This window comes from Victivallaceae bacterium, assembly GCA_036659455.1.
In the GTDB taxonomy this organism is placed as follows: Bacteria; Chlamydiota; Chlamydiia; order Chlamydiales; family Chlamydiaceae; genus JAVXCN01.
The window spans coordinates 492,198-509,321 of sequence record JAVXCN010000001.1 but is presented as its reverse complement, the minus strand read 5'-3'; the positions used below and the strand labels follow the sequence as shown (position 1 = coordinate 509,321).

Genomic DNA, 17,124 nt, shown 5'->3' with positions numbered 1-17,124 from the left:
AGGGTTATGCCAACTATAAACCAGTTGATTCGCAAGAGTAGACAAGCCGGTGTTTCGAGAAAGAAGTCGCCTGCTTTACAAAAATGTCCGCAAAAACGAGGAGTTTGTCTGCAAGTCAAAACAAAAACTCCTAAAAAACCGAATTCCGCTTTGCGGAAAGTGGCGTGGGTTAGATTGTCCAACGGGCAGGAAATTATTGCTTATATAGGCGGTGAAGGTCATAACCTTCAGGAACACAGCATTGTTTTGGTTCGAGGCGGAAGAGTGAAAGACTTACCTGGGGTAAGATATCATATTGTTCGAGGTGCTTTGGATTGCGCTGCAGTTAAGAATAGGAAACAGGGACGATCTCTTTATGGAGCAAAAAGACCCAAATAGTCGATTGTTTATATAATTTTTGATGGTTATTTAGAGGAAAAGTTATGTCAAGAAGGCACTCTGCCGAAAAGCGCGAAATCAGCGGTGATCCCATTTACGGAAATGTGACTCTCGAAAAGTTTATCAATAAATTGATGATGCATGGAAAGAAATCCAAAGCAAGAAGGATTGTATATAATGCATTGGATAAATTCGCCAAAAGAGCTAACCTTGAAGATTGTATGGCAGGTTTTGAAGAAGCTTTAGAGAATGCCAAGCCTTTGCTTGAGGTCCGTTCTCGAAGAATAGGCGGCGCAACCTATCAAGTTCCTGTAGAGGTGGCTCCCGATAGAAAAAATTGTTTGGCGATGCAATGGATTATTAAATATGCTAGGTCCAGACCCGGGAAATCCATGGAAGAAGGATTGGCAATGGAATTCACCGACTGCTTTAATAAACAGGGCGCAACCATTAAAAAACGGGAAGATACGCATCGTATGGCAGAGGCTAATAAGGCTTTTGCGCATTACAGATGGTAAGTCCGGCGAAAATTCTGAAGAAGGGGTAATAAGAGGTTTTAAGTATTGTTATGAGCCAAAAGTATAGTTTGCAGAATATCAGAAACATAGGAATTATGGCTCATATCGACGCGGGTAAAACCACAACGACCGAAAGAATTTTGTTTTATGCAGGAAGGACTCATAAGATCGGTGAAGTCCACGAAGGCGGTGCCACGATGGACTGGATGGAGCAAGAGCAAGAAAGAGGTATTACGATCACCTCGGCAGCAACTACCGTTTTTTGGCAAGATTGCAAAATCAATATTATCGATACTCCGGGTCACGTGGATTTTACGATTGAAGTCGAACGTTCTTTGAGAGTTTTGGATGGAGCCGTTGCAGTTTTCGACGCAGTCTCCGGAGTTGAACCGCAATCCGAAACGGTATGGAGACAAGCCGATAAATATTGCGTACCGAGAATTGCTTTCGTCAATAAGATGGATAGAATGGGTGCCGATTATTTTGCCGCAGTTGAGTCGATGAGGGTAAAGTTAGGGGCTAATGCCGTTCCCGTTCACTGTCCTATAGGTGCGGAAAGCGATTTTATCGGAATGGTCGATTTGATAGCTTGGAAAGCTTATTATTTCCTTGATGAAACTTTAGGAGCTCGTTGGGAAGAAAGAGAAGTTCCTGAAGAGATGGTGGATAGGTGTACGGCATTAAGAGCCGTTCTTTTGGAAGAACTTGCAACTTCGGATGATTCCAATGAGGAGTTTATGATGAAGGTGCTGGAAGCTCCCAACTCCATAACTCAAGACGAGATTCATGCCGTTATGCGAAAAGCTGTCATCGGTAATAAATTAAATCCTGTGCTTTGCGGAACGGCCTTTAAAAACAAAGGCGTGCAGCATCTTTTAGACGCGGTCGTGCAATGGATGCCCTCTCCTTTGGATAGAGGTGGGGTCCCGGGTGTCGATTTGAAAAAAGATGAAGCAGTCACGATATCTCCGACAAATGACGGTCCTTTAGTCGCTCTGGCATTCAAGATCATGAGTGATCCTTACGTCGGACGGATTACCTTTATACGTATTTATTCTGGAACTTTAAAAAAAGGCACCTCCGTATTTAATGCGACTAAGGAAAAAAAAGAAAGAATTTCCCGACTTCTTGAAATGCATGCTAACGAGAGAACGGATCGAGATGAGTTCACCGTGGGTGATATAGGAGCGTGTGTCGGTTTGAAGTTTGCCGTTACCGGAGATACGTTATGTGATGAAGGTAGTGCTATTGTTCTGGAGAAAATGGAGTTTCCGAATCCGGTGATTGATATGGCGATCGAGCCTAAATCGAAAGGCGATCGTGAAAAATTAGCACAAGCTTTGAGTGCGTTATCGGAAGAAGATCCTACTTTCAGAGTTTCTTCAAATGAAGAAACCGGGCAGACTATCATTTCTGGAATGGGTGAATTGCATTTGGATATTTTGCGCGATCGTATGATCCGTGAATTCAAGGTGGAGGCTCATGTAGGTAAACCTCAAGTCTCTTATAAGGAAACCGTCACTTTTAAATCGGCTTCCGAAACAAAATATGTTAAGCAATCCGGAGGACGAGGACAATACGCTCACGTTTGTCTTGAAATAGAGCCTAATGAAGCTGGAAAAGGTAATGAAGTCGTCAGCAAAATTGTAGGGGGAGTTATCCCTAAAGAGTATATTCCTGCCGTAATTAAAGGTGTGGAAGACGGTCTGAATACAGGAGTTTTAGCTGGCTATGGATTAGTCGATGTTAAAGTTGCCATTGTTTTTGGATCTTATCATGAAGTCGATTCGAGTGAGATGGCCTTTAAGATTTGTGGATCGATGGCAGTTAAGGACGCTTGTAGAAAAGCTAAGCCGGTTATTTTAGAACCTATTATGAAGGTTGCCGTTTCTACTCCTGAACAAGGGCTAGGGGATGTGATAGGAGATTTGAATAGACGTAGAGGTAAGATTTTAGGTCAAGAACAGGGTCGTGGAGGGATTGTTCTGGTTAATTCGGAAGTTCCTTTAAGTGAAATGTTCGGATATACGACATCATTGCGTTCGTTAACATCGGGAAGAGCTACTTCTACTATGGAGCCCGCATATTTTTCTAAAGTTCCTCAAAAAATACAAGACGAAATAGTTAAAAAATAGAGGTTAGGTGTGAAACAAAAGCAGAAGATTAGAATTCGTTTGCGGGGATTTGATCAAGGACAGCTTGATCGTTCGACTGCCGATATCGTTGAAACAGCTAAAAGAACTGGAGCGCGTGTCGCAGGTCCGATTCCTCTCCCTACTAAGAGAGAATTTTTTACTGTTTTAAGATCTCCTCACGTTGATAAAAAATCCAGGGAACAATTTGAAATCAGAACTCATAAGAGATTGATTGATATTTTGGATCCTACTGGAAAAACGATTGACGCTTTGAAAATGCTCTCTTTACCTGCTGGAGTGGCTATCAAAATAAAAGTCGCTTAATTCTTTTGCATGACCGGATAAAGTTGTGGGTAGTTTTCGTGTTTTTAGTCGTAGTTTATTAACGAGAAGTGCTTCTTATCCGGATCAGGTTTATCATATTGTTTTAAATAATGAGGATTCAGACTCTCTTTGTTACGAAGTCGGGGGAGTTTTGGGGGTTTGTCCTGAGAACGATATTGATTTGGTTTCTCGTTTACTTCGTTTTTTTTCTCTTCCGGAGGAGTTTTTGGTTCATGACTCGGAAGGTAATCTCATTTCCGTTTTTGATTTTTTGCGATTGAAAGCCAATCTTGTAAAAATTTCTTCTAAAATAAAGAATTTGTTGGGCGTAGACGGAAAATTTTCGTTCTATCGATTGGATGATTTTACGGCTCTCCATCGAGATTTCGATTATTTGAATTGTTTTGCGGATCTGTTTTTGCCTCTGCTACCGCGACTTTATTCCATAGCTTCTTCTCCTCAAGTTTCTAAGGAACGTCTTGAACTGATTGTTCGTTTGATTTGTATACAAGATCCCGATGCCGAAATCATGCGATATGGGGTTTGTTCGGATTATCTTTGTCGGAGGGCCGCTATCGGATCCGTCATTAAGGCTTTTGTAAGGCCTAGCCCTCATTTTACTTTACGTGAGACTATGTTCGGAAAACCTATTTTAATGATAGGCGCCGGCACCGGTATAGCTCCCTATCGGGCTTTTCTTCAACATAGAATCGTCATTGAAGATCCGGGTCAAAATATTTTGATATTCGGAGAGCGTTCTTCGAAGTCCGATTTTTATTTTGAGAATTTTTGGAGGTCTCAGGTGTTACAAGATCGGTTATCGTTGTTTTCGGCTTTTTCCAGAGATCAAACTGAAAAAGTTTATGTACAGGATCGAATAAAAGAACAACAGGAACTCGTATATGATACCCTTGTTCAAAAAGAAGGCTTTGTTTTTGTTTGCGGAAGTAAAACTATGGGAATGAGTGTTCGTAAAACCTTACAGGAAATTTTAGGCAAAGGTGATCTTGAATCAGGGAAACTCCGATTCAAGGAGATTCGAGAAGACGATCGTTATTTTGTCGATTTATACTGAGAGCTATCCGTGTACTCCATAACTGTGAGAATACAAAAACACTGAATACCGTCTCCGCAACCGAAATCCGTGAGTCCTTCGCCGGATGTAGCGGTGATTCCTATAGAGTCCACCGGAATGTTCAAAACCTGACTGATATTTTCCCTCATTGGATATAGTTTCTTTACGAACATGGGACGAGACCCTTCTATAGTAATGGCTATATGGGAAATATGTTGCTGAGGTGTTAAGGATTTTACTGCTTCTTCCAAATAGATCCTGCTATCCGTGATACCGTGTTTATTAAGGACCTCATCGGCAAAGCCGCTAAGAATAATCTTGTGGGTAATCGCTGAGATTGCGTTGCAAATTGAATGAAAAACAACGTCACCGTCAGAATTGGCTTGAAAGCCCGGAACGTTTTCGAAAATAACTCCTGCAAGAATACAGGGCTTAGCGGAAGTCTCCGGTAAAAACCGGTGACTGTCTTGACCGATTCCGGTGCGAACCCTCCAAGAGGGGGAGCCGTTAGTGTTGTTCATGATATACCTTAAAAATTAAATCCGGGAAAGAAGAACGTCCCATTGTGCCGGAAAGTCGTTTTTGATAGAAAAATAAATTTTTAAGGTATCTCTGAATATTAAGATCTTTATGCGTTGGTCTGTTTTGTTTAATATCGAATATCAAAGGACATTTTTATTGATTTAAAATTAGAACCGCTTCTATCATGGCCCCTTTTATTGGCCGGATAGCTCAGCTGGTAGAGCAGAGGATTGAAGATCCTTGTGTCGTCGGTTCGATTCCGGCTCTGGCCATTCTTGTCGGATGTCTTTTGCGATTGACTGACCTCTTTTTCGGTCGTTTTTACTGAGGAAAGCTTAAGGGGGGAAATTTTTTTCCGAAACGGGGCTTTTCGTTTTTGTATAATTTTTAAATCCGGTAAGCTCTTCCCTTTGTGTTCCCTCTTTCGGAAAGGAAGTTCCGGATGTTGAGTGTCTTAAGGAGCGTCGAGATATTCGGTTTGGGATTTAATATAGATAGATTCGGAGTTATAGAGAAATGAGTACTTATGCCATCATTAAAACGGGCGGCAAGCAGTATAAGGTTCAGGAAGGCGATGTCATTGACGTTGAGCTTTTGAAAGTCGAGGATAAGCAGGAGTTGGTATTTGAAGAAGTTCTTTTTTTCTCGGATGGGGACTCGTTTGTTGTAGGGAAGCCTTGTGTTGATCGTGTGTCTGTTAAAGCCGTTGTTTTAGGAGAGGTTCGTGGAGAAAAGGTTGTTGCTTATAAATATAAGAGAAGAAAAAATTATCATAGAAAAGTCGGTCACCGACAAAATAGTACTCGAGTTAAAATAGTCGGTATTTCTTTATAGTCATAGGAGATTGATTTAAATGGCACATAAGAAAGGGCAAGGTTCCAGTCGTAACGGTCGTGATTCTCATTCCAAGCGTTTAGGGATGAAAGTCGGTTCCGGTCAAAGAGTTTGTACAGGAAACATTTTAGTTAGACAAAGAGGAACAAAGTGGCGACCTGCAAGAAATGTCGGTCGAGGCAGTGACGATACGCTTTTTGCTTTATCTGACGGATTCGTTGTTTTTAAAAAAACAAAACATACTTATATTTCGGTAGAGCCCGTAGCCGTATAAGTGTCATGAGGGAATAAGCTGCACCTCTTCTCAGCAAATTAGCGGTTATTACTGTTGTTTTTATGTTTTTAGATAAAGTGGTTCTCTCTTTAAAAGGCGGGAAAGGTGGTAACGGGGTCGTTGCTTGGCGTCGTGAAAAATATCTTCCTAAGGGAGGTCCTTACGGCGGTAATGGAGGCGGCGGCGGTTCTGTCATTATTAGAGCAGACGACAACATATTTTCTTTAGAGGCTTATCGAAATAAGCGTCTCTTTCAAGCCGAAAAAGGTCAAGACGGCGGTTATAATAACCGTACCGGAAGGAATGGTCGTAATCTCATTCTTAAAATTCCCGCCGGAACGGTTCTGAAAAGTTTTCCCTCTCAAGAGATTATACACGATTTCGGAACTTGCGGAGAAGAGCTTGTAATCTGTCGAGGCGGTTGCGGAGGTAAGGGGAACACTCATTTTAAATCATCTACGAATCGGGCGCCGACGCAAGCGACTCCGGGCACCGGTGGTCAAGAAATAGAGATAGAATTTGAGCTTAAAACGATAGCCGACGTAGGACTTATAGGATTTCCTAATTCGGGGAAATCTACTCTACTTAACACATTGTGTTCCCGGGATGTCAAAACGGGAGCTTATCCTTTTACGACGCTCAGACCTGAAATAGGGTTTGTTTCTTCCTCCGGAAGAAATCGAGAAGATCGTCTCATTGTTGCGGATATTCCCGGAATTATTAAGGACGCTCATAGAAATAAAGGTCTTGGTTTTGAGTTTTTGAGACATATCGAAAGAACACGTTTGTTGCTTTTTGTTGTCGATGTATCGGGATTTACCGGTAATAACCCCGTAGAAGACTTGGAAAATCTTGTACGTGAGTTGTCTTTATATCGTCATGATTTATTGAATAAAGAATCTGTAGTTGCTTTAAATAAAATAGATCTTCTTGAGGACTTAGGAGAAGTTGCTTTTAGAGATGTTTTATCGAAATTTCAAGATCTGTTCGTCGGTATGCCATTTATCCCGATCTCAGGACTAACGGGAGAGGGCTTGGATGTATTGACTCAAGTTTTAAAACAGAAGCTTAAGCCGTAAGCTAAAGACATCAGTAAAGCAATGCTAGGCCCAACGGGCGTATTCAGAAAATAAGCGATACAAATACCTACAAATGAGAGTAAGATATTGATAATAGTGCCGACCAACATAATTTTAGGTATTCGATAAGAAAAACGACAGGCTATCGATATTGGTAAGACCAACATACTCATCATAAGTATAATCCCTACCACGTAAATGAGTAAAACAATTGCCAAAGCCGCTAATGATAGAAGCAGAAAATAATAGTTCGTAAATTTTATTCCTCTCAATTCCATATATTGTTCGTCGAAACAAAGAGCCAGGAAACGATTATGGAAAATAACGGTTGAGACGATGATAATTCCGTCTAATATAAATAAAATCTTTAGATCATTGACTCCTACCCAAATGATATTTCCTAATAGGAAGTTCGATAGTTCGGCATTGAAAGAGGGTAATCGGGACATTAAAATAATTCCTACAGACATCCCTAAAGACCAGACGACGGCAATAACGGAATCTTCCCTCTCTTTATGTTTTAAATGAATTCGACCTATAAAAAGCGCTAAGAGAACGGATCCGATAACGGCGCCCCACAATGAGGATAAGTGAATTGTAGTGTAGTAATTAAGCCAAAGAGCTACTCCTATTCCTCCTAACATGGAATGAGAAATACTTCCGCTAATGGAAACGATTCTTTTGACTACGATATAGGAGCCTATAATTCCTCCGGCTATGGAAGCACCAAAAGCTGCAAGAAATGAATACAGTAGAAAAGGATTTGCCAATAAGTGAGAGAGCATAAAATGGCCTAGGGGTTGGGATGTTTGAGCTCTTCAGGCTCGCATAACGATTTTTGACAAAGGTTCTCGGTTTTGAGAGGTTGTAAATGTAAATTGAGATAAAAAGCCCTATCGAATAATTTCATCGCGTGATGTAAATCATGAGTAACCATGATAATAGTTATTCTTTTTTTCAAGGCTTCGAGAATATCATAGATTTTTTTTTGATTTTCCAAATCAACATTGGCCGTGGGTTCGTCAAGAATCAAAAGTGCCGGTTCCGAAGCAAGAGCCCTTGCGATGAGTGTGCGTTGGGCTTGTCCTCCTGAGAGATGAGAAAAGCTCATATCTTTATAAGAAAGCATTCCCGTAACGTCTAGAGCCCAATCCACTATTTTTTTATCTTCATCGGAATATCTACCGTGCCATTTTAAGTGGGATAATCGACTCATTAACATCACTTCTTGAACCGAAATCGGAAAGTCCTTGTCGAAAGAAGCATGTTGCGGAACATAGCCCGAAAGCGGTCGGAAATTTTTCGGCGAATTATTAAACAATGAAATAGAGCCTTTAATCGGCTTCAGTAACCCTAAAAGTAATTTTAAAAGCGTCGATTTTCCTCCTCCGTTAGGACCGAGAATTCCGATGATCTCGCCTTTTGTAATTTTTAAAGATAAATTTTCAAGGAGGAGTCTTGAGCCCTTATAATGGAAAAAAACTTCGTGAAGAATAATCTGATCTGTTGTCATGGAGAGGCAAAAGCAAGGGCTATAATCTTAATATTCTCAAAAACATTTTCTGCATAAGGATCGAGGATGATGGGTTTTAACTTTAATTTATGAGCCAAAACCAGTCCTTGTCGGGTCCCTGTTTGTTTTTGAAGAAAAATTTTACTTATAGGGTGTGTTTTTGCGATATGTAAGATAGCCATAATTTCTTTTAGAGAAGGTTCCGCCGAAGAAGGTTTTTCGACAGCTACTTGTTTTAACAGATAATCCTGACAAAAATAGCTGTAGGCTCCATGAGTTACGATTATCGGAATCGAACGATCACTGTTTTCGAAGATTCGTAAAACTTCTTTGTGAAGTTCATCGAGTTCTAACAGAATTTTTTTTAAATTGGATTCATATTGTTTTCTGCAATCGGGATTGATGTTCGAAACGCACGCGGTAATGGCTGCTGCTTGTTTTTTTAAAAGATTCGGGCTGAGCCATACATGAGAGTCGTAAGTCGATACCTCACAATTTTTCCCGCATCCGCTTGTTAGAGGAATGAGGGAAAGATTATCTCTTAAGTCTACGATATCGCAATTTGTCGATTTACCTAAAGATCGGGAACAAATACCCTCAAAACTTTCACCGATTTTAAACCAAAGACGAGCGTTTTTTAGTTTAAGGACTTGTCTTAAGCTAAGTTCATAAGTATGGGGATCGGCATTGCCCGGAACGATGGTCATGACGTTAAACGTGTCTTCTACGATACGTTTCGTTAAAAATTTATAAGGGGCTATACTAACGACAATGGTTTCTTTAGGACAGAGAACTTTTTTGTCAAAGGCCGACAATTGTCCCGAGATTGTCATAAACAAAAACGACATAAATATCATATAACGCATAAGTGACAGTTTAATCTCTCATTTTAATAGAAGCAAGCACATATCCTTATTGACGAACTGTTTTGATTTTTTTGTTGTTGAGAATAAGAACGAGTTTCGTTAACCTTAGCTCTTGTTTTTTTCGATTGGAGGGATGTCCGAGCGGTCGAAGGAGCACGCTTGGAAAGCGTGTGTACGCTAACCCCGTACCGTGGGTTCGAATCCCACTCCCTCCGTATTTAGAAATCGAAAGAATTCTTGTTCTCATTTGTTTTCCGAAATGAAAGTATTAGGTGATTTTTAAATGGTGTTTTTTTACAGAAGTTTCTGAATTTTTGAACGTGCTCTTCCCTGTTTGGTACGCTGTTTTTCAACACAAAACTCGGTTCTTTAGTAGATAAGAAAAAATTTAAAAAACCGGAGTGCTTTCGGCTGGATTTCTTATCGTGTCGGTTCTATTCCTAATCGTGCAAACAGGGCCATGTCATCCTCCGGAAGAGGATTATCGGTAGTCAGTAATTTTTCTCCGTAAAAAATAGAATTGGCACCTGATAAAAAGCACATGGCTTGTAATTCATCCGACATCAGATCGCGTCCGGCGGATAGTCTGACTACGGATTCGGGCATCAGAATACGGGCTAGGGCAATCGTTCTTATAAAATCAAAAGGATCCACATCATTCTGTTTTTCTAGAGGAGTGCCCGGAATGGGTATGAGTTTATTAATCGGAACGGATTCGGGAGGTTCTTCGAAATTAGCTAGAGTTACGAGCATTTTGATACGGTCGTCGTTGTTTTCACCCATGCCGATGATACCGCCGCAGCACACTTTCAAACCGGCCTTACGTACGGATTCAAGAGTGCTCAAGCGATCCTGAAAAGTTCTGGTAGTGATAATTTTTCCGTAAAATTCTTCGGATGTATCAATATTATGGTTGTAAAAATCCAAACCGGCTTCTTTTAAACTTTCCGCTTGTCCGGGGCCGAGTAATCCTAAAGATGCACACGTCTCCAAACCGATAGCTTTAATTAAGGAGATGATGCCGCATACTTTGCGTAAATCTCTATCACGAGGTCCGCGCCATGCGGCACCCATACAGAATCTGCTTGCGCCGGCTTTTTTAGCTTTTTTGGCTGCTTCAAGAATTTCTTCCGATTCGAGTAAAGGTGTTTTTTCTATGTCGGTTTTAGAGAGAGCGGATTGCGGACAGTAAGAGCAGTTTTCTGGACAACCGCCCGTTTTAATGCTCAATAGAGCACTGATTTGGACACGATTAGACGGAAAGTATTTTCTATGAACCGTTTGAGCTTTATAAATAAGGTCCGTTAAGGGTAAATTGAAAATCAACTTTGCTTGTTCCGGAGTCCATGTTTCTTTCATAATGAGTCCAACTTACTAAGTGAAAAAATGTACGAATTATATCAACAATTCTTAAAAACGCTGCAGAGAGACGGGAAATATCGCAAATTAACGTGCACATGTCAAGCAGGCAATTCTGAACTGTTAGACTTTTCCACCAACGATTATCTTAACTTAAGTCGTCATGGTTCATTAATAAACGAAGGAATGGTTGTTGCTCGTGCTCAAGGTTTCGGTTCAACCGGCTCGAGATTATTATCCGGAAATTCGGATTTATATGAGGAATTCGAAAGTCTTATCGCAAAAGATAAAAATAGTGAGGCCGGTTTAATTTTTAACTCGGGGTTTCAAGCTAATATCAGCACGTTGTCTTGTTTATTGGATCAAAAGATTTTAAATGCGAAGCCTCTGGTGTTTTTTGATAGATTAAATCACGCAAGCCTTTATCAAGCTGTTTTTTTAAGCTCGGCGCAATTGTGTAGATATCGTCATAATGACATGAATCATTTGGAATTTTTATTATCGCGTTATAAAAACGAGTCTCGACCTAAGTTTATCGTGACGGAAACGGTTTTCGGTATGGACGGCGATATTGCTCCTATCGAACATATTGCGGAATTGACTTTTGCTTATAACGCTTTTTTATATTTGGATGAAGCTCATGCTACCGGAGTATTCGGTAAAAACGGCTACGGTTTGTCTACCTCCGTTGATCTACGAAACATACCTCACGTCGTGATGGGAACTTTCAGTAAAGCTTTAGGCGCTAGCGGAGGATATGTGGCTTGTCATAATATTATCCGTGATTTCCTTATTAACAATTCCAAGGGATTCATTTATTCTACTGCTCTTTCCCCTCCGGTGATCGGAGCAGCTTTTTGTGCTTGGCAACTTGTCGAGAGTTTTGATAAGGAGCGCGAGATTTTACGGAATTTGGGAAAATCTTTACGTCGGATCTTGATGGATAACGGATTTGATATCGGTTCTTCTCAAACTCATATAGTACCGGTGATTCTTCATGAAGAATCGGCTTGTTTAAGAATTAAAGAGCTGTTGGCTGATCGAGGTATTATTGTTTCGTGCATAAGACCGCCTACCGTTCCTCCCGGTACGGCTCGTTTAAGAATCGCTCTTACGGCAAAGCATCGGTTATCAGACTTGGAGCGTCTCGTAACGGCTTTAAAAGAGGTCTTTTAATGACGATTCGTTTTGTGTTTTGCCATGGATTCGGTTTTAATGCCCATTTTTGGGACCCGATTGCTCAGTATTTTTCACAAGAAGTCTGTTCGTTTATCGATTTGGGATATTTCAAACGTCCAATGCATTTATCCGAACTTCAGGAAACGAAAATAGTAGGAATAGGACACTCGTTAGGTTTATTGAAGCTGAATCGGATGTATGAAAATTTCGATTGTCTCATAGGTCTTAACGGTTTTACTGATTTTTTGGGCCGAGATCGGGTTTTACGTGAAACAAGACTAAGGGAATTAAACGAATTACGAGAACGATTTATAAAGAACCCTGATCGAACTCTTAAGAGTGTTTATAAACGATGCGGTATTCCCGAATTCGTTGATTTCTGCGATTTTTCCGACATCGATCTCAATACGGCATTAGCCGATATCGAATTTTTAAAAACGAAACACGATTTTTCTACCGTCCCCACACTTATTATTAATTCGGATAATGATACGATTGTACCTTTTAAGATTGTCGAAGATAATTTTTTACACCGATCGAATCCTTATTTACGACTCGATGTTATGACCAACGCAAGGCACTGTCTTGGATTCGGCAAATCTTCGGAAGTTTATACACGAATAATGAGTTTTTTAAATGAAATCTTTAATTGATAAAATACGTATCAATTTTAATAAAGCCGGATGTTCGTATGATTTTGTTGCGACCGTTCAAAAACAATGTGCCGAGTTTTTAGTTGATCATTTGTTGAAGATTAGGGATTTCAATCCGAAATCCATTTTGGATTTAGGGACGGGGACGGGTTATATTCCCGAGCTTCTATTGAACAAATACTGCGACAGTTATTACTATTTAAATGATATTGCCGAAGATATGCTACGGTTGTGTAAGGCTAAATTATCTCGGTATCCCAACATTAATTATTTGCACGGAGATATGCTGAAATTAAAGTTTGACGACTTCGACCTTATTATCAGTAACTTTGCTTTACAATGGTTATCCGATCTTGAGAAAGCTCTTCGGTTGTTTCATTCCAAAAGTAAAAACGTGTTTGCTTTTTCCACTTTGTTGTCGGGAACGTTTCGGGAATGGGGAACCGTTCTTAGGGAATATCAAAATATTAAGCTTCGTAATTATCCTTCATTGGAGAAATTAGTCGGCATTTGCAACGGAATCAAAAAAAACAATCAGATTTTTGAATATCGATTTAAAAAGATTTCCTTGTCGTTCGACGGTTTCGTGACTTTTATGCGTTATTTAAAATTGCTCGGAGCTTCGTCATTTAAAGAATCTATGAAAATCGGGAATCTCAAAAGTTTGATCAAACAAGATCAATGGAAGGAATTCAGAGTTACCTATAATGTGTTTTTCGGGATTTTCAGGGATTCGAATATATGAACGTTTTTATTTCCGGAACCGATACGAATGTCGGAAAAACCGTAATATCAAGTTGGCTTGCTTTACATATGGGTTTTGCTTACTTTAAACCCATACAAACCGGTACCGAAGAAAGCCGCGATTCGGAAACGGTAATCGCATTATCGGGGGCTAAAATTTATCCCGAAAGTTTCAGTTATCGAAAACCGATATCGCCTCATTTAGCTGCAAACATCGAAAACGATAATATTGACCTGAATCAAATCGTCGTACCCCAGGACACTGATTTGATTGTTGAAGGTATCGGAGGAGTTTTAGTTCCTTTGAATTCCGATGTTTTTGTTATCGATCTTATTCGAAAATTGGAAATGCCCGTCCTTTTGGTCGCATGTACGAGACTCGGTACGATTAATCATACTCTTCTTAGTTTGGAGGTGTTACGTTCGCGCAATATTGAAGTACTCGGAGTGATTATGAACGGTAAACCGGATTTCGAAAATAAAAAGGCTATAGAAAGTTATGGAAATACGACCGTTGTTGCCGAATTTCCGATAATGTCTGAAATTTGTTATAACAGTCTGAAGTGTTTTAAACTTCCGGATAAATTGAATCGACTTTTAACGGGTAAATAAAATGAGAGTTTCGCAACGTGATAAAAACATCATTTGGCATCCCTTTACGCAAGAAAAAATGGCTGCTGATCCGATACATATCAAAAGAGCTTCAGGCGCTTATTTATATGATGAAAACGATCATTGCTATTTAGATCTGATATCCAGCTGGTGGGTTAATCTTCATGGTCATGCACATCCTGAAATAGCGCAAGCCATTTATGAACAGGCAAAAATCTTGGAGCATGTCGTTTTTGCAGGCTTCACGCATCAACCGGCCGTTGATTTATGTGAGAATTTAAGATCTCTTTTGCCATCGGATTTATGTAAATTTTTTTTTTCGGATAACGGGTCTACTTCTGTTGAAGTAGCCTTAAAAATGGCTTATCAGTACTGGATAAATTCGGGGATTACGGAGCGGCATCTATTTTTAAGTTTCGACGGCGGTTATCACGGAGATACTTTCGGTGCCATGTCCGTAGGCATGAATTCCGGATTTCATCATCGGTTCAAGGACTTATTTTTTAAGGTGTTATTCATACCTTATCCCGAGACTTGGGATGATGATAAAGAGGTCTGTCTAAAAGAAGAAAAAGCATTGGCTGTTCTTCGGAATTATTTAGAACAATACGGAAATAATATAGCTGCCTTGATCTTAGAGCCTCTTATTCAAGGGGCTGGAGGTATGAGATTATGTAGACCGGAATTTATAGAAAACGTTTTAAATCTTGTTCGTCAACACGATATTTTGGTTATTTTTGATGAGGTAATGACCGGTTTTTATCGTACGGGAACGTATTTTGCTTTTAATCAAATTCATATAATCCCCGACTTTTTATGCCTTTCAAAAGGTCTTACAGGAGGATTTTTGCCTTTGGCTTTAACGATTACGACAAATAAGATCCATGAAGCTTTTTTAGGTGATGATTTTCAAAAGACTTTTCTTCACGGACACTCATATACGGCTAATCCTTTATCATGCAGTGCCGCCGTGAGTTCGCTAAATCTTCTTAAAAGTTCCTCATGCCGAGACTCCGTAAAAAATATTCAAACGGCTCATAGGGACGGTATGGATTTCTTGTTTTCGGAATGTCGATTTACGGAAAAACCGAGAAAGATCGGGACAATTGCCGCATTTGATCTTAAAAATGTTTTGAATCGGATGCCTTTTCTAAAAAAACGTTTTTTGGAAGAAGGTCTAATTCTCAGACCTTTGGGCAATACGATTTATTTATTACCCCCTTACTGTATTACGACAGAAGAAATTAAATCGGTTTATTCTAGATTGGTTCAAATTATTAATGATTTGTAAATTTATAATTCGCAATTGATTATTTGAATTATTTTTAATTGATCTCTTTGATTTTAAGTTATTTAATCTAATTTTATTTTGAATTACGGTTTTATTTTCTTGGTTGAAAGTAGACAATTAATGATTCTTTCTTTATAACCCTTTCGCTTTAGAGTGGGTTATCGTGACATATGAGATTCCTTGCCTTTTTGTTTGTTTTATTTATGTTAACTTCTCAATCGGATGCACGGATTCGTTTTTTGAAGGAGTTAGATCCGTTAGTTGAGGAAGAAATCTCTTTAGCCAAATCCAAATTGAATGTTAATCATAAGATTTCTAAAGATGATTTGGAGGAATTGAAGTCTTCTTTGGATAATATTTGGTGTAATTTAAAGACTTTTGGTTTTTCGGAGACTAAAGGTCGTGAGATTAAATTACGTCCTTCTTACGTGATTATGCAGGGGATTTTGGAAAAAGCACAGTTCAGAGCATATAAAAGCGGTTTGGTAGACTCCGTAGATGCTTATATTATCACTCCAAAAATGCCTACTCCTTTAACAATGGATTATCAAATCGATTTATCTAAAGTCAGATTGGAAGAACCTCGTGATTTTTCTGCATATAGAGTCGGGATTTTAAAGTCGTTTTTAAATTCAGGTTGTTTTCTCAATGCCGTTTATTGTCAGGAAGCCGTTGTTCCGGTCTCCTCGAATACGGATGCCGGAAAGGTCTATCGTAAACATTGCCGTCGTTATAAAAACCTAAAAGATTTACCGCTCATATCTCTTCCGATGACTGAGTTTCCTGTCAAGATATCAGGAGCTTTATACTATATAGACGGACATCCGATAGCTATTGAATCGCGTCAAATTTCTCTTTCGGACAATAGTGTGACACAAGTGTGGTCCATTCGTTTCGATAAATATGCTGATGGAAGAATCGGAGAATTGAATCAGTTCTTGAAAGAGAACGGAAGGGAAGAGATCATCTTACCTAAAAGCGTACGTTAGGGTGAGTTTTAGTCGGAAAGTTTATGGAGAAGCAGTCAGTCGGAATTATTGGGCATACGGGTCGTTTAGGCGGTTTAATTTTACGTGAACTTATTGGTGGATCGATTCCTTTCGTTTCGGGTCTTCATTTCAATCGTTCTTCAACACATTCTTTGGAAGACGTTTTTTTACGTAATGATATCGTGGTTGAAGCATCATCAGGTTCATTCGTTCCGGAAATTTTGAAAACGGCTTTTTTAGGAAAAAGTCCTTTAATCATTTGTGCGACGGGATGGAATAAGGAACGGTATTCGAATCTTTTGAATGATTTATCTCAACGGATACCCGTGATTATCGGTTCCAATGCCAGCCGAGGTTCATTATTACAAGCCCGTTGCGTGTCCCAATTAGCGGAAACTTTAGGTGAAGACTTCGATATCGATATATCGGAAAAACATCATCGTAATAAATCGGATGATTTATCGGGGACAGCCTATGAATTGGCTTCGGTGATGCAGCAAGCGAAAAAAGAGAAATTCGGTCACGATTATAAGGTTAATACTTTAAATACCGGTGAACGGGCCGATAAAGTCATAAATATACGTTCTTTTCGATCAGGGAATATTTTCGGAGAGCATGAGGTTTCCTTTATCGGTAAGGATGAAATGATAACCGTTAAACATGTTGCCTTCAATCGTAGGGCTTTTTCATTAGGTATCATGAATCTTCTATCAATTTTGAGAGAAAGAACGGTACCTCCCGGAAGCTATGCTTTTGAAGATTTTTATTAATCATTATTG

20 protein-coding genes and 2 tRNA genes are annotated in these 17,124 nt (G+C 39.6%); 17 read left to right on the top strand and 5 right to left on the bottom strand.

The genetic code is table 11. The features are described from left to right. The first annotated feature begins 6 nt into the window (after nt 1-6). From rpsL to RSA43_02335, 5 genes are read left to right on the top strand one after another with little or no spacing between them, the layout of a single operon-like run. Nucleotides 7-378 carry a 30S ribosomal protein S12 gene (gene rpsL, locus RSA43_02355; protein MEG2496129.1) on the top strand — a complete coding sequence of 124 codons (372 nt, stop codon included), beginning with the start codon at nt 7-9 and terminating at the stop codon, nt 376-378. A 44-nt stretch (nt 379-422) separates the two neighbouring features. Then, complete coding sequence (gene rpsG / locus RSA43_02350; protein MEG2496128.1) at nt 423-896, top strand: 30S ribosomal protein S7; 474 nt, start codon at nt 423-425, stop codon at nt 894-896. A 50-nt stretch (nt 897-946) separates the two neighbouring features. Next, entirely contained in the window at nt 947-3,031 is a 2,085-nt protein-coding gene (fusA, locus tag RSA43_02345) for an elongation factor G (protein MEG2496127.1), read from the top strand. Nucleotides 3,032-3,040: 9 nt separating this feature from the next. Next, nucleotides 3,041-3,355 (top strand): 30S ribosomal protein S10, encoded by a 315-nt coding sequence (gene rpsJ / locus RSA43_02340; GenBank protein ID MEG2496126.1) that lies wholly within the window; start codon nt 3,041-3,043, stop codon nt 3,353-3,355. A gap of 25 nt (nt 3,356-3,380) precedes the next feature. After that, entirely contained in the window at nt 3,381-4,430 is a 1,050-nt protein-coding gene (locus RSA43_02335) for a hypothetical protein (protein ID MEG2496125.1), read from the top strand. Here the strand turns inward: RSA43_02335 and ispF are convergent. Next, nucleotides 4,409-4,951 carry a 2-C-methyl-D-erythritol 2,4-cyclodiphosphate synthase gene (ispF, locus tag RSA43_02330; GenBank protein ID MEG2496124.1) on the bottom strand — a complete coding sequence of 181 codons (543 nt, stop codon included), beginning with the start codon at nt 4,949-4,951 and terminating at the stop codon, nt 4,409-4,411. The genes RSA43_02335 and ispF overlap by 22 nt on opposite strands. A 200-nt stretch (nt 4,952-5,151) precedes the next feature. Between ispF and RSA43_02325 the strand changes: the two genes are divergently transcribed. The 4 genes from RSA43_02325 to cgtA all read left to right on the top strand — a co-directional run bounded on the left by RSA43_02325 (nt 5,152) and on the right by cgtA (nt 7,139). Continuing rightward, a tRNA-Phe gene (locus RSA43_02325) sits at nt 5,152-5,224 on the top strand. 244 nt (nt 5,225-5,468) lie between these two features. Beyond that, on the top strand, nt 5,469-5,786 hold the full coding sequence (gene rplU, locus RSA43_02320) for a 50S ribosomal protein L21 (protein ID MEG2496123.1): 318 nt from the start codon (nt 5,469-5,471) through the stop codon (nt 5,784-5,786). 19 nt (nt 5,787-5,805) lie between these two features. After that, the gene (rpmA, locus tag RSA43_02315) at nt 5,806-6,060 is read left to right on the top strand and encodes a 50S ribosomal protein L27 (GenBank protein ID MEG2496122.1); all 255 of its coding nucleotides are present in this window, start codon (nt 5,806-5,808) and stop codon (nt 6,058-6,060) included. A 62-nt stretch (nt 6,061-6,122) separates the two neighbouring features. Next, a complete protein-coding gene (cgtA, locus tag RSA43_02310; protein MEG2496121.1) occupies nt 6,123-7,139 on the top strand; it encodes an Obg family GTPase CgtA in 1,017 nt (338 codons plus the stop codon). Here the strand turns inward: cgtA and RSA43_02305 are convergent. The 3 genes from RSA43_02305 to RSA43_02295 are packed head-to-tail and all read right to left on the bottom strand — an operon-like array spanning nt 7,109 to nt 9,518. After that, nucleotides 7,109-7,924: a metal ABC transporter permease gene (locus tag RSA43_02305; protein MEG2496120.1), complete on the bottom strand. Its 816-nt coding sequence runs from the start codon at nt 7,922-7,924 to the stop codon at nt 7,109-7,111. The two genes, cgtA and RSA43_02305, sit on opposite strands and share 31 nt — an antisense overlap. Before the next feature lie 8 nt (nt 7,925-7,932). Beyond that, entirely contained in the window at nt 7,933-8,652 is a 720-nt protein-coding gene (locus RSA43_02300) for an ABC transporter ATP-binding protein (protein MEG2496119.1), read from the bottom strand. Continuing rightward, nucleotides 8,649-9,518, bottom strand: coding sequence for a zinc ABC transporter substrate-binding protein (locus tag RSA43_02295; GenBank protein ID MEG2496118.1), 870 nt, complete (start codon nt 9,516-9,518; stop codon nt 8,649-8,651). Before RSA43_02295 ends, RSA43_02300 begins: the two co-directional genes overlap by 4 nt. 127 nt (nt 9,519-9,645) lie before the next feature. Here RSA43_02295 and RSA43_02290 point away from each other — a divergent pair. Then, nucleotides 9,646-9,733 (top strand) — tRNA-Ser (locus RSA43_02290). A 205-nt stretch (nt 9,734-9,938) separates the two neighbouring features. Here the strand turns inward: RSA43_02290 and bioB are convergent. Then, nucleotides 9,939-10,877, bottom strand: a complete 939-nt coding sequence (gene bioB / locus RSA43_02285; protein ID MEG2496117.1) for a biotin synthase BioB — start codon at nt 10,875-10,877, stop codon at nt 9,939-9,941. A gap of 27 nt (nt 10,878-10,904) precedes the next feature. Between bioB and RSA43_02280 the strand changes: the two genes are divergently transcribed. The 7 genes from RSA43_02280 to RSA43_02250 all read left to right on the top strand — a co-directional run bounded on the left by RSA43_02280 (nt 10,905) and on the right by RSA43_02250 (nt 17,115). Further along, a complete protein-coding gene (locus RSA43_02280) occupies nt 10,905-12,053 on the top strand; it encodes an 8-amino-7-oxononanoate synthase (GenBank protein ID MEG2496116.1) in 1,149 nt (382 codons plus the stop codon). After that, the gene (locus RSA43_02275; GenBank protein ID MEG2496115.1) at nt 12,053-12,709 is read left to right on the top strand and encodes a hypothetical protein; all 657 of its coding nucleotides are present in this window, start codon (nt 12,053-12,055) and stop codon (nt 12,707-12,709) included. The genes RSA43_02280 and RSA43_02275 overlap by 1 nt, the downstream gene beginning before the upstream one ends. After that, nucleotides 12,693-13,454 carry a methyltransferase domain-containing protein gene (locus RSA43_02270; protein ID MEG2496114.1) on the top strand — a complete coding sequence of 254 codons (762 nt, stop codon included), beginning with the start codon at nt 12,693-12,695 and terminating at the stop codon, nt 13,452-13,454. Before RSA43_02275 ends, RSA43_02270 begins: the two co-directional genes overlap by 17 nt. Beyond that, a complete protein-coding gene (gene bioD / locus RSA43_02265) occupies nt 13,451-14,065 on the top strand; it encodes a dethiobiotin synthase (GenBank protein ID MEG2496113.1) in 615 nt (204 codons plus the stop codon). Before RSA43_02270 ends, bioD begins: the two co-directional genes overlap by 4 nt. A gap of 1 nt (nt 14,066) precedes the next feature. Beyond that, nucleotides 14,067-15,356 (top strand): adenosylmethionine--8-amino-7-oxononanoate transaminase, encoded by a 1,290-nt coding sequence (gene bioA / locus RSA43_02260; protein MEG2496112.1) that lies wholly within the window; start codon nt 14,067-14,069, stop codon nt 15,354-15,356. Between the two features lie 170 nt (nt 15,357-15,526). Next, nucleotides 15,527-16,345 (top strand): hypothetical protein, encoded by an 819-nt coding sequence (locus RSA43_02255; GenBank protein ID MEG2496111.1) that lies wholly within the window; start codon nt 15,527-15,529, stop codon nt 16,343-16,345. 23 nt (nt 16,346-16,368) lie between these two features. Continuing rightward, entirely contained in the window at nt 16,369-17,115 is a 747-nt protein-coding gene (locus RSA43_02250; protein MEG2496110.1) for a dihydrodipicolinate reductase C-terminal domain-containing protein, read from the top strand. The last annotated feature ends 9 nt before the right edge of the window (nt 17,116-17,124 follow it).